At 59.1% G+C, this 24238-nt stretch carries 19 protein-coding genes and 5 pseudogenes; 5 read left to right on the top strand and 19 right to left on the bottom strand.

What is annotated here, in order from left to right; translation table 11 throughout:
* Positions 1-79: 79 nt before the first annotated feature.
* Positions 80-373, bottom strand: coding sequence for a LexA family transcriptional regulator (locus tag NLM31_RS08175; protein WP_254128687.1), 294 nt, complete (start codon positions 371-373; stop codon positions 80-82).
* A 37-nt stretch (positions 374-410) separates the two neighbouring features.
* On the opposite strand from NLM31_RS08175, the gene NLM31_RS08170 reads away from it, so the two are divergent.
* A complete protein-coding gene (locus tag NLM31_RS08170) occupies positions 411-1541 on the top strand; it encodes an IS630 family transposase (protein WP_254191295.1) in 1131 nt (376 codons plus the stop codon).
* 57 nt (positions 1542-1598) lie between these two features.
* Here NLM31_RS08170 and NLM31_RS08165 read toward each other — a convergent pair whose 3' ends face one another.
* The 9 genes and pseudogenes from NLM31_RS08165 to bioB all read right to left on the bottom strand — a co-directional run bounded on the left by NLM31_RS08165 (position 1599) and on the right by bioB (position 10741).
* On the bottom strand, positions 1599-2516 hold the full coding sequence (locus tag NLM31_RS08165; RefSeq protein WP_254191983.1) for a TauD/TfdA family dioxygenase: 918 nt from the start codon (positions 2514-2516) through the stop codon (positions 1599-1601).
* Positions 2517-3029: 513 nt separating this feature from the next.
* Positions 3030-3899, bottom strand: coding sequence for a pantoate--beta-alanine ligase (gene panC / locus NLM31_RS08160; protein ID WP_254191982.1), 870 nt, complete (start codon positions 3897-3899; stop codon positions 3030-3032).
* Positions 3900-3912: 13 nt separating this feature from the next.
* Positions 3913-4785 (bottom strand): 3-methyl-2-oxobutanoate hydroxymethyltransferase, encoded by an 873-nt coding sequence (panB, locus tag NLM31_RS08155; RefSeq protein ID WP_254191981.1) that lies wholly within the window; start codon positions 4783-4785, stop codon positions 3913-3915.
* 573 nt (positions 4786-5358) lie between these two features.
* A complete protein-coding gene (locus NLM31_RS08150) occupies positions 5359-5556 on the bottom strand; it encodes a hypothetical protein (RefSeq protein WP_254191980.1) in 198 nt (65 codons plus the stop codon).
* Positions 5557-6236: 680 nt separating this feature from the next.
* Positions 6237-7498, bottom strand: a pseudogene (locus NLM31_RS08145) (adenosylmethionine--8-amino-7-oxononanoate transaminase).
* The gene (gene bioD / locus NLM31_RS08140; RefSeq protein WP_254191979.1) at positions 7489-8133 is read right to left on the bottom strand and encodes a dethiobiotin synthase; all 645 of its coding nucleotides are present in this window, start codon (positions 8131-8133) and stop codon (positions 7489-7491) included. Before bioD ends, NLM31_RS08145 begins: the two are co-directional and overlap by 10 nt.
* Positions 8130-9281 (bottom strand): annotated as a pseudogene (locus NLM31_RS08135) (8-amino-7-oxononanoate synthase). The gene bioD and the pseudogene NLM31_RS08135 overlap by 4 nt, the downstream one beginning before the upstream one ends.
* A gap of 15 nt (positions 9282-9296) precedes the next feature.
* Entirely contained in the window at positions 9297-9716 is a 420-nt protein-coding gene (gene panD, locus NLM31_RS08130) for an aspartate 1-decarboxylase (RefSeq protein WP_254191978.1), read from the bottom strand.
* Between the two features lie 48 nt (positions 9717-9764).
* Positions 9765-10741 (bottom strand): annotated as a pseudogene (gene bioB, locus NLM31_RS08125) (biotin synthase BioB).
* Between the two features lie 419 nt (positions 10742-11160).
* On the opposite strand from bioB, the gene NLM31_RS08120 reads away from it, so the two are divergent.
* The 3 genes and pseudogenes from NLM31_RS08120 (at position 11161) to NLM31_RS08110 (ending at position 13370) form a co-directional block, all read left to right on the top strand.
* Positions 11161-11478 (top strand): Dabb family protein, encoded by a 318-nt coding sequence (locus tag NLM31_RS08120; RefSeq protein WP_254191977.1) that lies wholly within the window; start codon positions 11161-11163, stop codon positions 11476-11478.
* Between the two features lie 26 nt (positions 11479-11504).
* Positions 11505-12777: pseudogene (pabB, locus tag NLM31_RS08115) on the top strand (aminodeoxychorismate synthase component I).
* Positions 12774-13370: an aminodeoxychorismate/anthranilate synthase component II gene (locus NLM31_RS08110; protein ID WP_254191976.1), complete on the top strand. Its 597-nt coding sequence runs from the start codon at positions 12774-12776 to the stop codon at positions 13368-13370. The pseudogene pabB and the gene NLM31_RS08110 overlap by 4 nt, the downstream one beginning before the upstream one ends.
* A gap of 68 nt (positions 13371-13438) precedes the next feature.
* Here the strand turns inward: NLM31_RS08110 and NLM31_RS08105 are convergent, their stop codons facing one another.
* The 5 genes from NLM31_RS08105 to NLM31_RS08085 all read right to left on the bottom strand — a co-directional run bounded on the left by NLM31_RS08105 (position 13439) and on the right by NLM31_RS08085 (position 19548).
* Positions 13439-13882 (bottom strand): nuclear transport factor 2 family protein, encoded by a 444-nt coding sequence (locus NLM31_RS08105; protein WP_254191975.1) that lies wholly within the window; start codon positions 13880-13882, stop codon positions 13439-13441.
* A 541-nt stretch (positions 13883-14423) separates the two neighbouring features.
* Positions 14424-14645 (bottom strand): hypothetical protein, encoded by a 222-nt coding sequence (locus NLM31_RS08100; protein WP_254191782.1) that lies wholly within the window; start codon positions 14643-14645, stop codon positions 14424-14426.
* Positions 14642-15421, bottom strand: a complete 780-nt coding sequence (istB, locus tag NLM31_RS08095; RefSeq protein WP_254191783.1) for an IS21-like element helper ATPase IstB — start codon at positions 15419-15421, stop codon at positions 14642-14644. The genes NLM31_RS08100 and istB overlap by 4 nt, the downstream gene beginning before the upstream one ends.
* A complete protein-coding gene (gene istA, locus NLM31_RS08090; protein ID WP_254191935.1) occupies positions 15411-16916 on the bottom strand; it encodes an IS21 family transposase in 1506 nt (501 codons plus the stop codon). Before istA ends, istB begins: the two co-directional genes overlap by 11 nt.
* Positions 16917-18048: 1132 nt before the next feature.
* Positions 18049-19548, bottom strand: coding sequence for a CoA-acylating methylmalonate-semialdehyde dehydrogenase (locus tag NLM31_RS08085; protein ID WP_254191974.1), 1500 nt, complete (start codon positions 19546-19548; stop codon positions 18049-18051).
* A 104-nt stretch (positions 19549-19652) separates the two neighbouring features.
* Here NLM31_RS08085 and NLM31_RS08080 point away from each other — a divergent pair.
* A pseudogene (locus NLM31_RS08080) lies at positions 19653-19760 on the top strand (LysR family transcriptional regulator); the annotation flags it as partial.
* A gap of 96 nt (positions 19761-19856) precedes the next feature.
* On the opposite strand, the gene NLM31_RS08075 reads toward NLM31_RS08080, so the two are convergent.
* The 4 genes from NLM31_RS08075 to NLM31_RS08060 form a co-directional block, all read right to left on the bottom strand.
* On the bottom strand, positions 19857-21458 hold the full coding sequence (locus NLM31_RS08075) for an IS66 family transposase (protein ID WP_375167539.1): 1602 nt from the start codon (positions 21456-21458) through the stop codon (positions 19857-19859).
* A gap of 105 nt (positions 21459-21563) precedes the next feature.
* Complete coding sequence (gene ltrA, locus NLM31_RS08070) at positions 21564-22739, bottom strand: group II intron reverse transcriptase/maturase (RefSeq protein WP_254191973.1); 1176 nt, start codon at positions 22737-22739, stop codon at positions 21564-21566.
* Positions 22740-23504: 765 nt separating this feature from the next.
* On the bottom strand, positions 23505-23858 hold the full coding sequence (gene tnpB, locus NLM31_RS08065) for an IS66 family insertion sequence element accessory protein TnpB (protein ID WP_027584880.1): 354 nt from the start codon (positions 23856-23858) through the stop codon (positions 23505-23507).
* The gene (locus NLM31_RS08060) at positions 23839-24237 is read right to left on the bottom strand and encodes a transposase (protein ID WP_254191900.1); all 399 of its coding nucleotides are present in this window, start codon (positions 24235-24237) and stop codon (positions 23839-23841) included. Before NLM31_RS08060 ends, tnpB begins: the two co-directional genes overlap by 20 nt.
* Between the last annotated feature and the right edge of the window lies 1 nt (position 24238).

Here is a 24238-nt window from a genome sequence, read left to right as displayed (position 1 = left end):
GGGCAGCCCCATCTCTTCGATTTCCTCTTAAGGCGGCCCTAGCTATTCGGGATACGCTACTAGTACCTCGTCACACTGATTATGACTGGTTGATTCCGAGCCAGTTCAGGATGGGCAGGTCTTTCGGAGCCACGAGGATTTGGATGCTTCGAGCGACGCCGGGTTGGCGCCGAATGAGACCATTTCGTTCGAGGGTCACGATCATCTGGTGGACCGAAGGCGGGCTGACTTGAAAGTGGCGCTGCATGTCGGTCTCGGCGGGCGGGCGTCGGAACATGTGCGCGTAGGTGTAGATGAAGGCCAGGTACTGGCCCTGCTTTTCGGTGAAGCCTTGAGGGCTGAGGCTGCGAGCGGCGCCTGATTTTCGATTCATTTGTCGATTCGTCCGGTCCTCCGACAAGGAGGTCGCGATGAATGTACGTTATCGGGTCGAATTGAGCCAAGCCGAACGCTGTGAACTCACCGCGATGTTGAGCAAGGGCAAGCGGGCTGCCCGCAAGCTCAAGCGCGCCCAGATATTGCTGGCGGCCGATGCCGGCCGCAGCGATGAAGAGATTGCCCGCGCCGTGGCGGTGGGCGGTTCCACCGTGTACCGGACCAAACGGCGCTTCGTGGAAGGCAATCTGGAGCGGGCGCTGAGCGAGGATCCGCGTCCAGGCGCGGAGCGCAAGCTCACCGGCAAGGAGGAAGCCCTGCTGGTGGCAACGGCTTGCGCAACCCCTCCCGAGGGTCGCGCCCGCTGGACGCTGGAGCTTTTGGCCGACGCCATGGTCAGGCTCACCGACCACGAGAGCCTGTCGGGCGAGACGGTGCGCCGGCGGCTGGCCGAAAACGGCCTCAAGCCGTGGCGCAAGGATATGTGGTGCATTCCAAAGGTCGATGGCGAATATGTCGCCCGCATGGAAGACGTGCTCGACCTATATGCCGAGGCGCCTGATCCCGACCGGCCGGTGGTCTGCTTCGACGAGAGCCCGGTCCAGCTCATCGGCGAGGTTCGCGAGCCGATCCCCGCCGAGCCGGGCCAACTCGAACGTTACGATTGCGAGTATCGCCGCAACGGCACCGTCAATCTCTTCGTCTGCATCGACGTGCATCGGCCATGGCGCAAAGTCAAAGTCACAGAGCGACGGGCGGCAGAAGATTACGCCCAGTGCATGCGCGAACTCGTCGATGTTCATTATCCCGACGCCGGGTGCATCCGCGTCGTGCAGGACAATCTGTCGACCCACTCCGTAGGCTCCCTCTATGAGGCATTCGCGCCTGACGAAGCCCGGCGAATTCTGCGCCGCCTGGAGTTCCACTACACCCCAAAGCACGCCAGTTGGCTCAACATGGTCGAGATCGAGATCGGCGTGCTCCGCGGTCAGTGCCTCGACCGCAGGATCGACGACCCAAACTGGCTCCGCCGCGAAATCGCCGCATGGGAGAAACAACGAAATGCCGCTGGCGCCCGCATCAAATGGATGTTCACGACCGAAAAAGCCCGCGCCAAAATGGGCCGCGCCTATCCCGCAACGTCCAAAGAGTCACAATCACTGTGACAAGCTACTAGTTCTGGTGTGCCCCGGCGACAAGGGCATGTAAACTAGCGGCCCGATTCAAGCAGCCCTGGCCGCTTGTTGCCTGAGTATCTTGGCCTGCGTGCCGCCCGAAAGAGCGTCGTTATTGAGTGCTAGAACGCTAGCGAAGGTCGCGTGGGGCACGAGTGTATTTTGATCGCCATCTTCATTTCCTGCGTAGTGCTGCGCTGCGCGGTTGTCCCAGATTACGACGTCGCCGGCCTTCCAGTTCCAGCGTACCGTATTTTCTGGAGCCATAATGTGGGATCGCAAGAGTTCGAAGAGTCTTTGACCCGTATATTCTTGTAGACCGATGAAGCGCTGCACGGAGCTCCCCAGTGCGAGAGTGCGCTCGCCTGTCTCGGGATAGATCCGCACCACCGGCTGCGCCGTCTCATGGATGGTTCCAGTGAATACTTCGTTGTGGTGGTCGAACTCGCTGCTACGCGCTCGCACAGCATGTTCATAGCTGTTGCTGTGAACTGCCCAGAGCTCGTCGGCAAGCTTGCGCAGTGGCGCCGGAAGATCCAGATACGCAGCCGCGACGTTCGACCAAATTGACTGTCCGCCGGAAGGTGGGATTACTGCACCGCGGACCACCGAAATTTTCGGATAGGTATCGATGAACGAGTCATCCATCTTCCCCCGGTCGTTGCAATGGCTGTTCCGACCCCGATCTGGGAGGATTGATTCCCTGGCGGTCGTTTCGACAGTGGGCTGCGTAAACAGCTTTCCGAGCCGAACGGCAAAGCGCTCCTGCTCCGAATCGTCGAGATGTCGCTGATCGGCGACGAACACGACCCTATGCTCGAGCAATTCTCGATAAATCGCATGCATGACCTCGTCGGACATATCGCCCGATAGCCTGATGTTCTTAATTTCGGCTCCAAGTCGCGCGCCGCGCCTGACGATGTCCGCAGCAGGAATAGAGCTGTCAATTTGTGTCATCTTATTCATGGTTGTATTCTCATTTACTTGCGATCTTCGAACAATATCTCGGCCATACGTCGCGAAGACGACAGTCAATATTAACGAGGTCACTTTTTCTTCATCGGACTTGATCGACGAAGGCCCCCGTTAGTGACGGCAGGGCACGATCATCAGATCGACTTCATCTCGCTGAAATCGTAAGGTCTACCAGCGTCCAGTCAATGAAATGAAACGAGCTTTGTTCTCGGTCGGAAAGAACTTTTCGTTTGCTGGAAATCGTACGCTGAGAGTTTTCGACGCACGCGTCTTAGGCCGGCATCTCGCGCCCTTCAAGACACACATATTTGAGACGGCCGACTTGCTTTCGACTTGGTTTGCCGGCGCGAAGCGCACCGATTTTGAATCAGCTTCCCGAGCAACAAACTGTTGGGTCGATTGAGAACTAGTTCCCGCTCAGCGTCGAACTAGTCTCTCAGGTGTCGATGCAGCAGTCTGAGCAAGGCAGCCACAGTCGAAAGGAAGTAAAGTTGCGAGTCGCTATCAGGTACTTGAACCAAGTAACGGGCTTGGGAACGACATTATCACATTATCGATCAACCGCGTCGAACCGACATACGCAGCGAGGCATAACGCTGCTGGTCGCTGCAGAGGACTCGCTGCAGGTTTGAGTGTCTCAGCATCGACGAGCTCAAGATACTGGAGCTGATCGATTTCCGCAAAATGTTCCTTTGCCGTTGCAACCAGCTTGCTCACGTCGCGCTCTCCTGAGCGAAACTCATCGGCTGCGGCCAACAAGCCGCGGCTGATGGCAACCGCCTGCTGACGCTCTTGCGCGTGCAGATAGCGATTGCGACTGCTCATGGCGAGGCCGTCAGCCTCCCGCACAGTTGGCACGATGACGATCTCGATGGGAAAATTGAGATCAGCTGTCATGCGCCGGATCACTGTGCACTGCTGAAAATCTTTCTGGCCAAAGAATGCGACGTCCGGCTGCACCATATTGAAGAGCTTGCAGACGACTGTCGCGACCCCGCGAAAATGCCCAGGCCTGAACGCTCCGCACAACGGCTCTGCGAGCTCGCCTGGTTCGACAACGGTTTGAAATCCGGCCGGATAGACCTCCTGGGTATCCGGCGCAAACACGATTGTAACGCCGGCCTCTCGGCAGAGCGTTTCGTCCCGTAGAAAGTTCCGCGGATAGCTGCTGAGATCCTCATTCGCTCCGAACTGAGTCGGATTGACGAAGATGCTGACGATCGTCAGATCGCTTCGCGCCCGGCTCGCATTGACGAGAGCAAGGTGGCCATCGTGCAAATAGCCCATAGTCGGCACAAAGCCGATTCGTTTACCCCTCCTGCGCGCCTCTGCCAGGGCGTGGCGGAGCTCAGTAGCTGTCGTGATTGTTTGCATGCCGAGCCTTCCATCAGGTTGCGCGAGATGGTTTCCAGTTCGCGACCGTGCTCGTCAGCCCTTCTGGAAGCCGGTAAGACTCTTGTGGCTCCGGGAATGCGCCGCTACGGACATCGGTAGCCCAGCACGAGAGTGCCTCTTGCAATAGCTGGAAACCATCCGCGTAGGTGCGAACGAATTTGGGGCGACGATCTTGTGTTAAACCCAGCACGTCATGGAAGACGAGCACTTGCCCAGAGCAACCTGGTCCCGCGCCGATTCCGATAGTGGGTATACTCAGGGATTCGGTTGCTCGTGCCGCGAGTTCCGCCGGGATGCCTTCCAAGACCAAGGCAAAGCAACCGGCGTCTTGCAAACGGTGAGCATCGTCGAGCAGGCCTACGGCGTCTCCGCCGCTTTTGCCCTGCACCTTGAATCCACCCATAACGTTGACGCTCTGTGGAGTAAGGCCAAGATGGCCCATCACCGGGATTTCGCAATCGACCAATGCGCGCACCATTTTGACGCGCTTGGCACCGCCCTCGAGTTTCACCGCGTCGGCGCCACGTTGGAGGAAGCCTCCGGCATTGCATATCGTCTCCTCTGGACTGACATGAAAACTAAGGAAGGGCATATCGGCCACGAGCAAGGCACGAGGTCTTGTGCGTGCAACTGCCTCCAGGTGATGATTCATCATGGCCATGCTGACTGGCAACGTGTTGTCGAGACCAAGACAGACGTTACCTACACTGTCGCCGACCAGGATGACGTCCACGACTGGATCCGCAATGCGCGCAGAAACCGCATCATAGGCGGTCGTCATTGTGATGCGGCGCCCCTGCGTCTTGTATTGCTGCAGGCTTGGGATCGTGATGCGTTCACAATGCTGCTCTGAAGTGAAGCTCATGTTGGATTTCCTGCATCGGCATACCCAGCAGCCGTACGATTCCTTAAAGAAGCGAAGAGAGGACTGTCGATGGTTGGAAGAAAGCCGTCAGCTCCAGCTTAGACGAATCAGAACACACCCAGCCCTGAGCAAGCACTTCTCGATGGGGGCTCGTCACGAGAGTCGTCTTGGCTGGCGTCGTCGCGCATCAGGGGAGAGTGTGGAATGCGAATGGTATGGCGTGCCTAGCAGCAATAGAAGAAGCGCTCGATTGGCTTCATAGTTGGCCGCAGGTCGACTGCTTTTTGATCGGTCATCACCAATGAGCCTTCGGTCGTACAGACCGACCACAACCACCTTCGCCCACGTGGTTTCAAGGCAACCTTATAGACTTGAAAGCGATCGCACATGATATCAGGCCTTCCGGGCCTGACCTCCCTTCCTGTATCCAAAACTCGGTCTATCCCGGTGCTGGGGCGGCTCACGAGGGCGCCTGCTCACATTACCAGAATAGGGAAAGACCGACCACAGGACGGCCCTTTGTCATAGCGTGCTTGCGTGCCGAGGCGAAGCCAATGGTCCCGATGGGAGTACTCATGGGTCGTGGCCCGCTCCGGGCCAGCCCATGTAAGCGAACGGGACCCAGGCCAGGAAGAGAGAAAACAACACAAGGGGCAGGACCGCACCATGGGCTGCGCGCACTTCGCCGCGCGACAGGTCAACCCGCGCGCGCTTCTTCATCCTGTAGGCAGCAAAATCGACGATTGTTGCCGTCCTCTCTGATACTTCCATGCAAATTTTCCTGTGTCTTGGGGCTACACGCCAGGGATGAGGTCCACTCCCGGTGCGGTCACCGCAGGCCTGGTGACTGAGACCGCAAAGCCTAGGCCGTTCGTAACCAGCGAAGCCATTTCTGGTCGGCCTCCCGGCGAAGCTTGAACCGGCTTACACAGCTCTTGGAGCACAGAGCCGTGCGCCAGCAATAGTAGCGGATCAACCCGAACTTTCGGCCGCACATCGCACAGCAGGCCACTGAGACATGGGGCAAAGCATGGAGGTTATTGCGCATTCTCGCCTCCTGTCGGCACAAGGTTGATAAGCCCCCCCCCGCATTCTCTCCGCGGCAACAGCGCGCTCGCACACAAGCGAGGCGCCACCGATACGAAGTCTTCTCGATATTTACAGACGCCAGAGGTTGAGGCTGATTTACGCCTCGCAGGTGAAGCGACCTCCACCGCGTCTCTCTCAATTTATCGGACATCGAGATCCTGATTAGCGCAATTTACTGGGCTTCTTCGGCAAAATACTGCGTAACAGCAGTAATGCTCGCCGAATTTCAACGTCGCACGACATTTCAACGCCTTGCTGCAGCAGATGCGCGGCGTCCTCTCGGCTTCCTCGGAAATCTGCCGATGCGCCCTGCGATAACGGCTAGACGGCGCCGCTGTTATCTTTCCACGTGAGGCGCGTGCTCAGGTCAGGCTGTGAGCAGCGTCGCGGATTGCGCCATAGATTTCATCGAGGTCGGCCGCCGTAACGCAATACGGCGGCATCACATAGATGGTGTTGCCGAGCGGGCGCAGCAGTAGATTCCTTCCTTTGAAGAAGGCCTGAAGTTTCGGCCCGATACCTGCAAGATAGCCTGCATCACCCGTCTTCAGCTCGAGTGCCGTGATGGTGCCGGTCCAGCGGACATCTGCAAACCTCGAATCGGCTCGGAATGGCTCAACGGCCTGCTCCTGCATTCTGGCGAGGCAGGCCAGTCGCTTATGACTTTCGCGATCTTTCCAGAGATTCAGGCTCGCCTTTGCCGCGGCGCATGCCACTGGATTTGCCGTATACGAACTGGAATGAAAAAAGGTTCGCGTGCGATCTTGCGAATAGTGTGCCTCGAAAATGTCTGCCCGGCAGAGTGTCACCGCAAGCGGGAGCGCCCCGCCCGTGAGGCCTTTTGAATAGCAGGCGATATCGGGCGTGATCTTGGCATGCTCGCACGCAAAAAGGGTTCCGGTACGGCCCCACCCTGTCATGACCTCGTCGGCAATAAACAGGACGTTTGACGCCTCGCAGATCCGCTTCATCTCCGCGAGCACCCAGGCCGGGTACATGAGCATCCCACCCGCCCCCAATACCAAAGGCTCCACAATGAAGGCCGCGGGACTTTCGCCTCGACATGCAGACTCAAGCGCGTCGAGCGTTGCCTGCTCACGACCCTTCGCAGGGAATGGAATTGAGGTGACATCGAACAACAATGGACCGTACGCCGCGTTGAACACACCTCGCGCTCCCACCGACATCGCACCGATAGTGTCGCCGTGGTAGGAATGTTGCATCACGACAATGCGCCTTCGACGCACGCCGATGTTATGCCAATAGCCGAGAGCCATTTTTATGGCTACTTCCACGCTCGTGGCTCCGCTGTCGGAGAAGAAGACGTAGTCGAGGCCACGGGGGCGAGCTGCAAAAGCAATGACGCAACCTCCTCGGCCGGATCGTGGGTATAACCGGCAAAGATAATCTGGTTAAGTCTAGCTGCTTGCTCTTGTATCGCGCGCACAATCTGAGGGTGGCAGTGACCGTGCGTGACGACCCACCAAGATGAGATTGCATCTATGATGCGGCGTCCATCGGCGGTGTAGAGATAAGCACCGTCACCCCGAACAATCTCTATGATCTCATCTTGAAGCGCATGTTGCGTGAACGGGTGCCAGATCGGCGAATGGTTTATAGGCATTGTGGGTTCAAGAAATCCTCAGCCACAAACGAGTCTTTGAACGCGGTCTGCAGCGCCAGTGGCGTGAGGGGATCAATCCATGGCAATCGGCCCAGGAAACGTACTCGCCCGATCTCGCAGATCGCGCTTTGGCTCTCGGAATTTCTGTCGCCTATAAATGCAATGCCAAGAATTCGAATATGCCGCTTTCGCAGGGCCTCTATCGAGAGTAGAGAGTGATTGATGGTACCCAGTGCCGTGCTCGCGCACAGCACGACGGGAGCGCGCCATCGCTCGAAAATGTCAACGAAGAGCGTGCCATAATTCAACGGCACCATGAGCCCGCCGGCGCCTTCTATCACGAGCGGCCGCTCACCCGCTTCCGGAAGATCGAGCGCATCCACGTCGATACGAATGCCGTCGATCTCCGCGGAGTGATGGGGGGAAGCAGGTGTGCGAAGACGGTAAAGCTCCGGCAAGATCCGGTCGGCCGAGAGATCACCCAGGGTCGCGACGAGTTCGGCGTCGGTATGCCCTTCAAGACCGGCCTGGATCGGTTTCCAATAATTTGCACCAATGAGATGAGCAAGACCCGCGGAGAACACCGTTTTGCCAACCCCGGTATTTGTCCCGGTCACCACGATCCGCCGGCTCATTGAGCCCATCCCTTCGTCTCCTCGAACAGCGCATCGAGCATTGCACGCACATCTTCCTCCCTAACATTGAGGGTCAGCGAAATTCGCAGACCGGCTGTGCCCGCCGGCACGCTAGGCGGCCGGATCGCCCGGATATCAAAGCCGCGCGCCTGCAGAGCAGAGGCAAGACGCATCGCACGCATATTGTCGCCAATGATGTACGGCACGATTTGCGAATCTGAGGATCTTCGGCCGCCGCGCTGATCCATTTCTCGATGTGTGAACGCAACCAGGCTAGCCAGACGCTCCTGACGTTCGGGCTCTTCCTGCAGGATGAAGAGCGCTTGCCGCACAGCGACAGCCATTAACGGCGAAGGCGCAGTTGCGAAGATAAACGGCCGGCAACGGTTGACCATGAAGTCGCGCAGCACGCCGGAGGCAGTGACAAGTGCGCCTGCAGCGCCGAGCGCTTTGCCGCAGGTATGGACGACCAGGAGATTTTCGCGCGATTCGTACTGCGCAGCGAGTCCTCAACCCTGTTCGCCATAGACGCCCGTCGCGTGAGCCTCATCTACGATCACAAACGCATCGTAACGATCAGCGATCTCAATCAGTTCTGCCAGAGGCGCAAAATCGCCATCCATGCTGTAGAGACTTTCGACGACAATCCAGACACGACCCGTTCCGCCCTTGGTTCTCCAGTCACGAATTGTGCTTTCGATTGATAGGGCATCATTGTGAGCACTTATCCGAAACTCGGCCCGACCGGCTCGTGCGCCTTCATGAATACTTGCATGCACCAGGGCATCGAGGACCAACAGATCGCCTGGCCGTGGCAACGCTGTCAAAAGCGAAAAATTCGCGACATACCCGCCACCAAAGAAAAGGGCGGTCTCTGTGCGAAAGAAGCTGGCCGCCTCAGCTTCGAGAGCTTCGTGCTCCTCGCAATTGCCCCGTAGGAGCCGCGAACCGCCTGCCCCGACAGGCGTTCCGGCATCGAGCGCGGCAGAGACAGCCATCTTCATACGCGGCGCGTTCGCCAGCGCCAGATAATCGTTGGACGAAAAATCAACCCCGGTGCGCGACTGGAGACCACGCAGTCGGTTGTCGTCTTTCAGGGCATTCAAGTCTGCGGCATAGTCGCCGAGTTTAGTTGCGCCGAGGCTCATGCTGTCACTCGCCGGCTATCCACCAAGTGCGCACAGATCCCATTGGCCGTCGGACCCTCCGCTTTCGTCGCCCCGGATTTCACCATGTGTGAGGATGCGATTCTCTCTGCCAACGGAGACAACGCGCGGTCTGAAGCTTCTAGCTTCGACCTCGTCAAATGAGGCATATGCGACGATAGCAATTTTGTCTCCCGGCATGGCGAATGGCGCAACCGCGCCGTTCAGATCTATGATGCCCGATCCACGAGGTGCTTCGACAACATATGCGATACCGCCCGCTCCGGTTTCGGTGTTGTAGATCTCGACACGCTCATTGGCCAGGATTCCCGCCGCATCTAGCTGCGCGTGGTCGATCGAAATCGAGCCTTCATGGTGAAGATCGACCTCAGTTACCGACGCGCAATTGATCTTGCCCTTCATCAAACTAATCAGCATTTCTCACCCAAGATCCAGGTTGCGATATCTGCTCGCGCGCCGCCTCACTTACGCAAGTCCGGATGTCATGCCGAGCCGGTTGAGCAGGTCCGCGTCGCGGTCTCGCCGCGGATTATTTGTGGTGAGCAGCACATCACCGATGAAGATAGAATTCGCGCCCGCCAAAAAGCACAGCGCCTGCAATTCATCGGTCATATACTGGCGTCCGGCGGACAACCGCACCACACTCTTGGGCATCATGATCCGCGCCGTTGCGACGAAGCGCGCCAGCGCGATCGGATCGGGGCGCTCCGCGGCGTCATTGACCGGCACCCCTTAACCTCGCTCCACAGATTGATCGGCACGCTTTCAGGATGGCTGGGATTAGCGAGCAGCAGGAGCAGGCCGAGCCGATCCTCAACGGTCTCGCCCATGCCGATAATCCCGCCGCAGCAGACTCTGATGCCTGCGTCGCGCACCATTCCGAGCGTGTCGATGCGCTCTTGCAATGTGCGGGTGGTGATGATTTTGCCGTAATATTCGGGAGAGGTGTCGACGTTGTGATTGTAGAAGTCCAGGCCGGCCTCGGCAAGCCGAACAGCCTGGTCTGGCGTCAGCATGCCGAGTGTCACGCAGCTCTCCATGCCAAGGCTCTTAACCCCGCTGATCATATCGCAGATGCGGTCGAGATCGCGGTCTTTCGGGCTGCGCCAGGCCGCCGCCATGCAAAAGCGAGTGGCGCCAGCGTCCTTGGCGCGACGCGCGGTGGCGATCACGTCGTCGCAGTCCAACAGACGGGTCGCTTTCACGCCGCTGTTGTAGTGAGCGCTCTGCGAGCAGTAACCGCAGTCTTCGGGACAGCCGCCAGTCTTTACACTGAGCAGGCTCGCGGTCTCGATACGGTTTGGATCGAAGTTGGTGCGATGAACACTTTGCGCCTGGAACATTAGGTCAGTGAAAGGAAGACCATAAAGCGCTTCGACCTCCGTGCGCGCCCAGTCTGACCGAACCGGCGCCCAGATGCTGTCGTTCCGGTATACTTCCATGAGACTTGCTTCCAAATCCGCCGACCCGATCACACGAACTGAACGCCGGCCGACGCTGGTTGAGATGCTCAAGCAGATGATGTGGGGAAGTGATCCGAGCAGCCTGCAGTCATTCCCCCGGCGCCCGGCAGGAGCTCGTTGGCAAAATGTAGATATGGATAGACGCACGAAGACAGCGAAAATTTGTCAGATATCGGATAATTCCTGCAAGATTTGAGCACATCTTAGAGTTTACGGTTCGAGGCAAGCGTCTAGATGTAATCTCGGTGCCATGTCGCGTGCTCCGAAGGACGCGACATTGGCTTCAACGCTATCTGGAAAACGATCCGAGCTCTCCTGGCGGTGAGACCGCGCCACCATTGCGGCCGTCCCGATCTCAGAACAATTGTCGAGCTCACTTGCGACCTGTAGGACCATCCATGATTCGTCACATCGTCCTGTTTACCGCCAAGGATAAAGCCAAGATCAACCAGGTCATCGAAGGCCTATCGGTTCTTGCTGGAATTCCGCACGCACGGCGGCTTGAGGTCGCGCGGAACCAGCAGGCCGACCAGCTTGGCAATGACATTGACGTCATCGTCTATGGTGAATTCGACGATGAGAGCGCGCTCGCGGCCTACAAAGCTCACGATCTATATCAAGAATCGATCGGACGGGTACGCCCGCTCCGGGAGCTACGATTCGCTGCCGACTACGACATATCGACAGCGGCACTGCTTCCGGAATGCATCTCATAGCCTCGGCCGCGCTTGGTTGACGATGAATGCACGTACATGAACTGCGATGGATCGAACCCGTCACGGCGATGCGATCACTCTCGCGCCGCCCTCACCTAACGTTTCTCGACAGCGCAGCACAACACACCTTTCTTGGCCGTTATTCATATCTGACTTGCGACCCGTTCAAGACGTTCAGGAGGCGTGGCCGGCTTTCTTGCCTATGACTTGAACAGAACGTTGGAAGTTTTGCGGAAGCCGGCAAGTCTTGGTCTAGGTTTTCCCGAATCTATCCTTCACTTCTATGATGTGGTGGTAAGCTTCGACCACGAACAAGGCAGGTGCTGGATTGTTTCGACCGGCTGGCCTGAGCAGACTTGCGCAGATCGAAGCGCGCGTGCGCGCCAGCGAGCCGAAGAATTTGCAGCTCTTCTTGCCCAGCCAATTCCCGCCCCGGGTCACTCGGTTGGCATAGCCGGCGCATGGTGTTCGAACTTCAGCCGAGACAGCTACGTTGCGGCGGTAGAGCGTGTTATTGATTTGATTCTGGCTGGCGACATCTTCCAAGCAAACATCGCGCAAAGCTTCAACACCAAGCTCGCGACCTCGTTCGATCCGCTTGCCTTTTATTGCCGATTAAGAGCATTGAACCCGGCGCCCTTTGCAGCGCTGTTACGCTATGGCCAACTCACAATTGCATCGAGCTCGCCGGAGCGGTTCCTCAAGCTAGATGGTCGACAAGTCGAAACGCGGCCCATCAAGGGCACGATCACGCGTTCTGCGGACGTCAAGGAGGATAAGCGCCGCGCTGAACTCCTCGTCGCGTCCGAGAAGGACCGTGCCGAGAACACAATGATCGTCGACCTCCTGCGAAATGACCTATCACGAGTCTGTACGCCGCATTCGGTTGAAGTTACGACACTCTGCGGGCTTGAATCCTATGCGTCACTGCACCACCTCGTTTCGATCGTCAGTGGAGAACTTGCTCAAGACCATGATGCCGTTTCTCTGATCCGAGCCTGTTTTCCCGGGGGCTCCATTACAGGGGCGCCAAAGGTGCGATCGATGGAAATCATCACCGAAGTCGAGCGAGTGGCCCGAAACGTTTATTGTGGCGCAATAGGCTTCATCGGTTTCGATGGGCACATGGACACGAATGTTGCGATTCGGACTGTCACCATGAACGACAACCTTGCTGTCTTTCATGCAGGTAGTGGAATTACAGCGATGTCGGATCCGCAAGCCGAATACGAAGAGACGCTCGCCAAGGCGCAGCGCATCTTCGAGGCATTTGGCGCGGAAACACCCGGTGCGTCTTGATTGCCATCATCGATAACTACGACTCCTTCGTTTTCAACATCGCGCGGTATTTCCGTAAGCTTGGCGAAGCAACAGAGGTAGTGAGGAATGACGCGATCAGTATCAACGACCTTGTGGGTCTCAAGCCGCATGCCATCGTAATTTCACCGGGTCCCCGCACCCCAACGGAAGCCGGCATATCTGCTGCCGTGATCCGTGAGCTTTCAGGTCGCGTCCCACTTCTCGGCATCTGCCTGGGACACCAATGTATTGGGAGCGTGTTCGGCGGACGAGTGGTGCGTGCACGTCATCCTATGCACGGCCGCTCCTCCAGGATAGCGCACGACGGACGAAGTCTCTTTCACGAACTCCCCTCTCCACTTCCCGTTGGGCGCTATCATTCTCTTGTTATTGAGCTGAATGACACATGCGCACCAGATGTGACGGTGACAGCTCGCTCCGAGGAGGGCGAGGTCATGGCCCTCGCGCACCGCTATCAACCAACCTACGGCGTTCAGTTCCATCCAGAGTCTATTCTTACGCAACAAGGTCTGGAGTTATTTGCCAATTTCTTGCGCCTGGCTCGCGATTTCGGGGCGCAGGACAGGAGATAAGGTCGCGCACGTCCGACGGTTGGTCGCGCTCGCGAGGCGCGAAACGATGTCGGACACATTTCCTCTGGTCATTGCCCCTTGTTGATGATTTTCGGGAGATGGATTGGTCGAACGAGCGCCTGCTCGACCAGATCGAATGTATCGACAAGCACGCGCATAGAGATGACCCGGCCGGCTTTGAAATGAGCGAACTGCGCCAAACGCAGCGCGATTGGCTTGTCGCAGTCCCGCGGCGTTAGCGAATATCGAAGCATCGAGGCTGCCGAATCGGCACTCAACATGGTCGCTTCGCGATCAAAGCGCCTTATGTGGACATTGGCGGCAATATGGCGGATGACGTCAAGGACAGCGTGTTTGCCATGTCGAGTGCCAAGAAACGGAAACATGTCGATCGGCCCATAGAGCGCCCGGTCAACGTCTTCGTGGATAAGGTCATCCAAACCGTTCAGACAACGATCGTTGATCGCGCGATGCAACGCGCGCGAGAAGCGCCAGAAGCAGTGCTCTGTCATGGTTTCCTTCCTGAAACGGCTTTCAATGAGCAAATACAGCCTGGAGTCTGCGTCCGCGTCTGTTGGGCGCCCCAACTCATTGGCCGTTCGATCGCTGCCGGTTGTGGGGGATGACAGCAATCGACGTCTGACGCCTTACTATCGCGGCGCACCGGAAAAGCGGCGTCGCGTCCGTTGTTGAGCCGGTGCGGCGGCCCATGCGAATTCGGCGGCAATGGAAGACGTTGCCCTCAAGCACGGCGCAAATCAGCTCGCCATTGGCGCCGAACTGCCGTCTGAATGCATTCAGCCTATCGATGCGCCTTCCAGTTCGAGGTGGAGGGCGGTGGGCGTCGATGCACCCGATGTCGCGGCGTGACCCGAGCCTCACGCTCGGAATGCGCCAGAACGCGGTGCTGCTTGTGCCCATCCGGCTTGCCCCTGGTGTTGGTGACTTTCTAAAACCGCACAAAAATGACGACAAGAATGGGCAGTAGGATGGTGAGGGAACTAAAAAGGCGGCCCGCAAGGGCCGCCGCCGAGTGTCGCAGTGGTGTGTGTTTCAGAAGGAGTATGGTTGCTCTTCGTCGTCGCGGTGATCGGCCGGCGCTTGTTGCTCCTGGATGAGTTCCTGGATCTTGAGGCAGTAGTGCGACCAGATGTTGTCGGATAGATCCTTGAGGAGCTCGTGGACAGCGAGCGCCTGCTCCGGGGTCCATTCGGGATTGATGAGGAAGCTGATCCCGAAGTTGAGGCCGGATGGTTGATGGTGGTTTCTGGTCATGCAACGTGCTCCTTCTCGTTGGTGCTGGCGGGCCGGCTTCGATGCTGTGTGCTCTGGGCCTCGGCGCGTTCCAGAGCTTCCTTGAGGCGGTAGGATTCGCCGTCGATGGAGATCACCTCGGATCGGTGCACGAGGCGGTCGACCAGGCTGACGACACATGCGGCATTTGGGAAGACCTCCGTCCATGCGGCGAAGGGCTTGTTGGTGGTCACGATTGTGGAGCGGGCCTGATAGCGCCGGCTGACGAGTTCGAACAGCAGGTCTGCGTGACGGTTCGAGTAGGATAGATATCCCACCTCGTCGATCGCCAGAACGTCGGCGGCGGCGTAGTGATGGAGCCTTCGGCGCAAAGCGGTATCGCTGTCGAGGGCGGCAAGCTCGCCGAGCATTTCGCTGGCCGATCGGAACAAGACCGAGTGACCGGCGATGAGCGCCTGGTAGGCGATATTCTGCGCGAGGGTCGACTTTCCGACGCCGTTTGGTCCGACGAAGACGATGTTGGTTGCGTCGTTCATGAAGGACAGCGACATCAATTGCTCCACTGCGGCGCGGTCGAGGCGCCTGGACCAGAGCCAGTCGTAATCGGCCATCGGTTTGAAGTGACCGATCCTGGCGTCGCGCAGGCGTCGCTGCAGCGAGCGCCGGGCACGTTCCTCCTCCTCCCATTGCAGCATGGGGGCCAGCCATGGGGCGCCGGCGATTTCGTCCCAGTGTTCGACCAGGCCGTTGAGGCGCAGCGCCTTGGCGCGGTTCAGCAGGGCATCATCAGTGCTCATCGTCGTTATCTCCAGAAGGGGTCAGTTGGTCGTAGCTGTCGAGGCGGTGCGGCCGGACCGTTGTATCCTTGCGCCGCACATGTTCGGGCAGGCTGGTTTCGACGGGCGGCGGTTCACCACGCTCAAGGCGCCGACGTTCGAGTGCGGCGCGGACCGTCGCCGCATGGACGGAGCCCGCACGCAAAGCGTCCTCGACCGCAGCCTGCAATTCCGTTGCGCCGTAGCGATCGAGCAGCCGCAGCAGCGCGGTCGTGAGCGCACCGATGTTGGCGCCACGTTCGGCGGCCCTGATCATCAGGGTCTGACAGACCGGCACGGCTCGGGTGAGGCTGTTGAGGCCGCGATGCTGGCGCGCCTCACGCTTGATCTCGACGAGATCCTTCAGGTGTCGTCGGTCTTCGATCTCTTGGCCACGATCATAGCTGCGACGGTGACTGGCGATCATTTGCGCGCCGTCGAAGATCCGGACCTGGCTGAGATCGGCCCGCACGCTCAGCATGCGCCGAACATGGGTATGGGGAACCGTGTAGTCGTTCAGGTCGAACCGCACATAGGGCGTTTTGCCGACCTTCACGGCGACCTGCTCCTCAACGGGATACGGGTTGGCGGGCAGCGGCAGAAGCAGTGGTTGCTCCTTTGCGAACGCCTGGCGTACTGTCATCTCGCGATCCTCCGGACATGGTCGGTCCGCCGCTTCGGATCGGCACCATTGTTCGGCCTGGGCATTCAGGTCGTCGAGATCGGTGAACTTGCGGGCGATGAAGAATGCCTCCCGGATATGCCGTATAGCGCGCTCGACACGGCCTTTTTCGTTGCCCCGGGCAACCGCGACAGGACGCGGCTCGAACCGATAATGGCCGGCGAAGGCAAGCAGCGTGGGATGGAATCGGATCGCATCACCCTGGCGCTCGAGCACCGCGCTCTTAAGATTGTCGTAGAGCAGGACCCGGGGCAGCCCACACCATGTGTTGAACGCGCCGATGTGGCCGCGCAGGAAGTTTTCCATGCGCGCATCGAGGAAGAAGCGCAGGTAGATGTCGCGCGAGTACGACAGCACCATGACGAACGCCATCAGCGGACGGCGGGCGCGACCGATCTCGATGTGACCGAAGTGCCCCCAATCCACCTGCCCTTGTTCAGACGGCAACGTGCGCAGCCGCAGGAACGCCTCGGCTGGCTTGCGTGGACGGTGCAAAGCGATCAGGTGCCGGAAGTAGCTGGGCGACCCGCGGTAGCCGCGCTCACGCATCATCGCATACAGGCGGCTGGCCGTGAGTGCGGGGAACTGCTCCAGCGTCTTCAGGACGATCGGCAGATAGGGCTCGATCTTCGTGGGCCGCAATATCGGCCTATTCCTGGGCAGTCCGGCCTGGGTCAGGACGCGATGCACGGTCGTGTGATGAACCCGCAACTGCTTCGCAATGGTGCCGCAGCGCCATTTCTCGACGTGATACAGACGCAGGATCTGCGCTTCCAATTCAGGGATAACGGTCATCGGTCGGGTCTCGGCCTCCATAGGCGGGGTGCGCATGACGAGGCCCCCGGCGACGCACGAAGCCGGTACGAACGAACATCGACAACCGACAGCCGCAGAGCCGACAGCTCGGCATGGGCATGATCGATGTCGTCGCTCGCTCGCCGACGTCAGTAGGTGCAACGACGACATCGTCCGCAGGCCGGCGCAGTAGTGAACCGACAGGGCATGCGGGTGGAGAGTGATGCGTCACGTTATTGTGCCGCGCCCGGTATCGTCGGGCCCGGGTCGCATGCGCCAGGCGTCCGCGGCGGCTGCGCTGATAACGCTGTCCCGCCTCGCGCAGGCTCTCGCGGCGGGCAGCACGGGCGCAGTCATGGCCGCAATAGCGTTGTCCCCGGTCGCAGTTGCGGCAGATCGTGACCTGCGAACGGCAGCGGCCGCACAGAAAGAAGCGGCCCGTGAGCATCCGCGGCGGTCCTTTCGGAGCGCCGCCGGAGGTTGCTGGAAAAGGTCGACGGAACGCGCGGACAGTGCGATAGTGCAGGCCGCGCACCATCCGAGGGGCGTGACATCGAGCCCCACTTGCCAGTTGAGATCGGTGTTACGCCCGGTTTTGTTTCTGCGGCGCTGATTACCCGCAGATCTACCATAAGGCAGGCGCAAAGCGGGGTACGTCGAAAGGATGCCTCAGGGCCCCGGAGACGTGCCCCGCGTCTTTTATTCCTCAACTCAGACGTTGGTCGTCGCCGCAAAGGCGTCCGCCCGCTACGGCGCTATCGGTGAGCGCGCGTGCGGACGCCTTCGCTCTACTGCCGTCATACCTTGTCGTCATTTTTGCGCGGTTTTAGAAAGTCACCAACACCGGCTTAGGTCGAGCGACCCAGCAACCCTTAAGGGGCAGTTTATCGATGGTAAGAGAGGATATTCGGCAAGCTTCTGCTGCGCCTTGCAATCTAAAGGCGAATTTCTTCTCTTAACGCAGAAGTTCAGCGTGAACCATACTCATGCCGGCCGGCGCCACTACGGCTCGCGGCATGCGCCATCGGTGCCTCCTCTCATACACCTTTTGCCTCATAGTGTTTGGGGGGCCGAAAGCGGCGAGCCGCGCTCTGCATTGTGCAACGGCTAAAACTTGGCCGCGGGAAAGTGGTCAACTCATCGTCGGCATGACGAATTCAGCGCCCGCCCGGATACCTGTTGGCCACCGCGTGGTAATGGTTTTGAGTTTTGTGTAAAATCGAACTCCTTCCGGACCGTGCATGTGGTGGTCGCCGAAGAGAGACGCTTTCCAGCCGCCGAACGAATGGAAGGCCATCGGAACCGGGATCGGCACGTTAATACCCACCATGCCGACCTGAATTTGGTGTGCGAATTCTCGAGCCGCGTCGCCATCTCTGGTGAATATGGCGGTGCCGTTGCCGAACTCGTGCTGATTGATGATATCGGCGGCGTGATCGTACGACTTGGCGCGGACCACCGCCAGGACTGGACCAAAGACTTCTTCTCGATAGATCTTCATGTCCGTTGTCACGCGATCGAAGAGCGTCCCTCCAATGAAGTAGCCTTTCTCGTAGCCCTGGCGCTTGAAACTGCGTCCGTCGACGAGGAGCTCTGCTCCATCCGCAACACCGGAATCGATATAGCCACGGACCTTTTCGAGATGCTGTTTGGTTACCAAAGGGCCCATCTCCGCCTCGGGGTCGGTGCCGGGCCCGATGTTGAGATCGCGTACCTTGGGAGCCAGCTTTTCAATTAGCCTTTGAGCCGTGGTATCGCCAATAGGTACGGCGACCGAGATTGCCATGCAGCGTTCGCCTGCCGACCCGTAGGCCGCGCCAATGAGTGCATCAACAGCCTGATCCATATCAGCATCGGGCATGACGATCATATGGTTCTTGGCCCCGCCGAGTGCCTGGCAGCGTTTGCCATGATGCGCTGCCGTTTCGTAGATGTAGCGAGCAATTGGAGTCGAACCAACGAAACTGACCGCCGCCACGTCAGGATCGGTGAGAAGTCCATCGACTGCCTGCTTGTCACCCTGGACGACGTTGAATACCCCGGGGGGCAAGCCCGCTTCGATCAGCCATTTCGCCATAATGAGAGAGGCTGACGGGTCGCGCTCCGATGGCTTGAGAATGAAAGTGTTTCCGCAAGCCAGCGCGACGGGGAACATCCACATTGGGACCATTGCAGGAAAGTTGAACGGGGTGATACCCGCTACGACGCCCAAGGGCTGCCGGAGCGAATGGGAATCGACCCGGGTACCGACGTTTTCGGTGATTTCGCCCTTGAGAAGTTGCGGCGCACCGGTCGCAAATTCTACGACCTCCATTCCGCGCTGGATCTCGCCCTTTGCGTCGGAGAGCACCTTGCCATGTTCGGCAGTGATGATTTTGGCGAGTTCATCGATCCGATCCTCAAGGATGCGCAAGAAGCGGTTGAGAATGCGTGCGCGCCGCAGGGGCGGCGTGTTCGTCCAACCCGGAAACGCCGCGCGGGCTGCAAGGACGGCAGCTCGGACGTCCTCGGTGGAAGCCAAGCCGAGCGTTCCAGATTTTTCACCGGTTGCGGGATTGAAAACAGGAGAGGTCCTGTCACCCCGGCTTTGCACCACTTCTCCATTGATGAAGTGCGATATGGTCTGGCACATAGCCCCGCTCCTTGCTCGAGAACTTGATTATGATCGGTATCGAGCACATACATTTGCATCTCAACGGCAGAATTCGCGGGTCCGTTGTGCAGAAAGTATATTCGATGAATTGGGAACGGGTTCGGATATTCCTGGAAGTCGCTCGCTCCGGGCAAATCTTGAAAGCCGCAAAGCGCCTGCGGTTAAACCATGCGACCGTTGCCCGTCAGCTGTAAGCGCGCTTTTTGACGCACGGTGCAGCATGATCTCCTCGTCTGCGCAGGGCGGGGATTTTGATTGGTGGAGTGTCCCTGTTGGCTTTAAGGCGATCAGCCAGGGTTGACGGTCTGTGCGTGCTTGGCAAAGTTGAATGGCAACAGGTCTTCGATGTCGGCGTCGGGCGGACGCTGCGGCAGTTCAGCGAGCACGTGACATAGCCAGGCGTAGGGCTCAACGTCGCAGGCCCGGCATGTCAGCACCAGGCTGTAGATCACCGCGCTGGCCTTTGCGCCGGCGACGGTGTCGCTGAACAACCAGTTTTTTCTTCCGGTCACAAAGGGTCTGATGTCGCGTTCGAGAACATTGTTGTCGATCGGCGCAAGGCCATCATTGGCGTAGCGGGCCAGATAATCCCATTGGTTGCGGGCATAGGCGATGGCCTTGCCGGTCAGGCTTTCGGGCAGCACGTTCGGCGCCTGATCGTCGAGCCAATTTTTGAACGCAGCCAGGACCGGGACGCTGTGCTGCTGGCGCAGCCGCAAGGCGTATTCGGCGCGCGTTTTGCCGTCGGGCGGCGTCTGGCGCGCCAGCCTCTCGACCTCATACAATGCCTCGAAGAACCTGAGTGCCTGCAACGAGAGGCCGCCGGGCTTCTTCATCGCCTTGAGCGCGTCGGTAAATTTCCTGCGCGCGTGCGCCATGCAGCCAAGATGAGTGACACCGGAGAGCGTGCGCCAGGCGTCATAGCCGTCGCTCATCAACAGGCCGCCCCAACTGGCCAGGAAGGCCTGTGGATGCTCCTGGCCGCGACCGGGCTGGTAATCGAACAACACGACTGGCTGGGCGCTGTCCTGGCCACTGCGGTAGACCCACATGTACGATTTGGTCTGCGCATCCCGCCCGTCCTCCTTGAGGACCTTGACCCACGTCTCGTCGCCATGGATCAGAGGCTGCGACCGGAGCGTTTGCTTCAGCGCATCATACACGCGTTGCAGGTGCAATTCGCTCGACCGGATCACCCAATTGGCCAGGGCGCCGCGGCCGACGCTGACGTTGGCGCGTGCCAGCGCGTCCGCCAGACGATACAGCGGCGTGCCGTCGACGTATTTGTTGGCCAGCACGAGCGCCAGCGTCGAAGCCGTGGCGACGCTGCCCGGCAATGGCTGCGCCGGCATCGGTGCGATCACGATCGGGGTGTTCAGCGCAGTGCGCTCGCAGTGACGGCACGCGTACTTGAACCGCACGTGCTGCAGCACTGTCGCCTTCACCTCGATATGCAGTTGTTCGGTGACGTTCTCGCCCATCCGGTGCATCCGATTCCGGCAGCACGGGCAGGCCTTCCGGTCCTCGGGCAGATCATGTTCGATACGCTGGCGCGGCAGATCCGCCGGCAGAGGCTTGCGGCCGCGCTTCTTCGGCGCGGGCGTCTCACCCTCCGGCCGCCCCGTATCCGGCACGACCGCCGGTTCGAGATCGTCCTGTTCCGCGCCTTCTTCGGCGGAAGCCTGTTCGGCTTCGTTGAAGATGCGATCCTTGAGCTTCTCGCTGCGTGGCGCGTAGCGATGCAGCCGCTCCAGCCGCAACTGCTCCTCAAGGTGCCTCACGCGCTGCGCGAGCTTCTCGTTCTCGGCCTTCAGCGCCGCGATCAAGGCTTCCAGCTCGTGCGTCGTGGGCTTGCGGTAGGGTCGAGGGCTGGCGCGCCACTCGACCAGATCTCTTGGTCGAGCACGTTTCCAGCCCCCGCCTCGTCGCACGCAGCGTGCAGATTTCCCGCACTACGCGCACCCATTTGCTTCGCGCTAAGGTTTATGGGCTCATCACACTGGGGCAGCTTTCGTCATGTTGTATGTCACCTGATAGCCATTAAACAGCTTTAGGGTACCGTACAGCCATGATGTACTCCACCGCCTCCAGCCGAAACCCTTCCGTTTCTGCGCCCGCGTCAGATGACGCCTGACCTTCTTCTCTACCCACTCTTTGATGTAGCTGAAGCACTCACTGGAGTGCCCAACCGCAAAGTAGTTCACCCAGCCACGGAGCTTCGGATTGATCAGGTTGATTATCCTCTCAATCGGCTGCGACCGATGCCGTCGAAATACTTCCTTGAGCTCCCGCATAATCGCCGTTCGCTTCTTGAGCTTAGGCGTCATATGCGGCCGCATCACTCCACGTCGACTGCGGAGATAGCGGAAGTCGAAACCTAGAAAGCCAAAGCTCTCGCCTCGCTCCAGGTCGACTGTACGGCTCTTCTCATCATTGACTTCTACCTGAAGTTTGACAAATTCCTCCCGTAGCCGTTTGATAACGGCACCAACCAGCCAGTCACGACGTTTGTGGGCGTCAATCAAGATCACCAGATCGTCTGCGAATCTCGCGTAGTCGACACCGGTGTACTTGCCGATGCGTGTGACGTCCCGCGCCCGCTCCAGCATCTTGTCCACCTCGTTGAGGTAGAGATTACTGAGCAAGGGTGAAATCACTCCGCCTTGCGGAACGCCCTTCTTGCCAGAGGTTTTCAGCATAACCTTTAGAAGGTGCATGATGTCCGCGTCGTTGATCCGCTGCGCCACTTTCGTCAACAACCGGTCATGCCGAATATTGTCGAAATACGCTCGCAAATCAAAATCGAGGACCCGCGTCTTCCGTTGCGTTATTGCCTTTGCTACTCGCTTGATCGCGTCATGTGCTGCCCGCTTGGGCCGGTATCCAAACGACCCCGATTGGAAGTCCGCCTCGAAGACAGGTTCGAGTATGAGTTTGAGCGCACCTTGGACCACCCGATCGCGGATCGCCGGAATCGAAAGGACTCGAACTTTATTCCCGTCCTTCGGTATTTCCTGTCTCCGCGCCAGAAGTGGTCGATAGGTATGCCCGATCAGTTCGTCCCGTAGCTGCTCAAGCAGAGCATCTACGCCTTGCGCCTCGATGGCTTCGAAGGTCACTCCGTCTATTCCCGGAGCGCCGTCATTTTTTCTGGCCATCTCATACGCCATGCGTAGCGTCTCCACCTTGCAGACGTGGACATATAGGCCCCAGAAACGCCAGGACGGTTCAGCCTTCGCCTTGACGTATAGTCTCCGCCTCAGGTCCTGCAAATCGATGGACGCTTTTATCATTTCGTCCTTGCCTTCCTTGCGTTGGAGACTTCACAAATGGCAGGGTCCCTTCGCTCCACGGCCGTTACGCCACTTCGCAGCTACATACGGACCCGGCCGCCACCCTCTCGTCTTCGACCACTTTCCCGGTGTTCGCCGGTTATATGGCCTATCTTGCTCCGACAATTTCTTGCCGGGACGAGGAGGGCTTCTCCAGTTGCTCGGCATGTCCTTGTCATCGTGCTGTCGCTTCCACCCCGCCGAGGTGCACAGCCGTGTCAGTCAGTTTTCGGCTGCCCATGTTGCCTTCGCCCGATGAATGGGGGCTCGGCCCTCGGTCTTCAATATTTCGAGGCCACAACGCGTTCTCTTTCGATACGGCCCGATGACTCGCGATCTCCCCGTCGGGAGACTTGTCGATAGGCTTCAAAAGGTTCGTTTCCTCCCCTCCTGCTATCCGTGCTACAGGGCACTGACTTTTACCCCGGTAGGACTAACTCCTACTGAACATGCCAGCCTTCGCTGGACGCACACTCATCGTAGTCTTGAATCGAAGTCATGCCGCCGCGTCAACCGGGCTCCCATGTCTTCGTCATGTCTTCGGCGGCGTCATCTGAGAACGGCCATGCCGAAGCCCGATGACGCCGCCCGCATCGAACACGCTCAGCCCACGCTCTGATATTGCCGCACCGGATGACGACGCATCGCCGCGATGTTGATGCCGTCAAGCAGCCAGTGCAGCTCCTCCATCGTCAGCGTCAGCACCGCCTCCTGACTTCGGGGCCAGTGGAATCTGTCGGCCTCCAGCCGCTTCAGCAGCATCCAAAATCCTGACCGATCATAAATCAGCAGCTTGATCCGGTCGCGGCGACGATTGCAGAACGCGAACACCGCGCGTTGGAACGGATCCAGCCCCATCGACTGCTCCACCACGATCGCCAGGCTGTTGATGCCCGCCCGGAAGTCAATCGGTTCGCGGTGAAGGTAGACCCGAAGATCAGACGCCAGTCGGAACATCGCAACGCCCCAGCGCTTCAATCACCGCCGACAGCAACTGCGCGTCGCCGCCTTCCAGCGAAAGCGTCACGCCGTTGGGCATCGATGCCGTCAGCCGCCCTGCACAGGATCGCTCCGTCGCGCAAACCGGAATAAAAGCTGGCGCAATCGGCGCCCGCGCCTCCGGCTGGTCATCCCCGTTCTGAAGTTGTCGCTTGGCCACCCACTTGCGCAGCAGGTTCGCGTTCACGCCGTGGTGCAACGCCAGCCCCGCCAGCGACACGCCAGGCTGCAGACAGGCCTCGACCAGTCGCTGTTTGCTGGCCGGATCATAGCGACGCCGGCCATTGCACAACACGCCGACCGTCTCAAGTCTCAAAGGTTCTTCTGGAGTGATCATC

Origin of the sequence: Bradyrhizobium sp. CCGUVB4N, assembly GCF_024199945.1 — a bacterium.
In the GTDB taxonomy this organism is placed as follows: Bacteria; Pseudomonadota; Alphaproteobacteria; order Rhizobiales; family Xanthobacteraceae; genus Bradyrhizobium.
The sequence above is the reverse complement of the archived record's forward strand: the minus strand, read 5'-3'. Positions and strand labels throughout refer to the sequence as shown.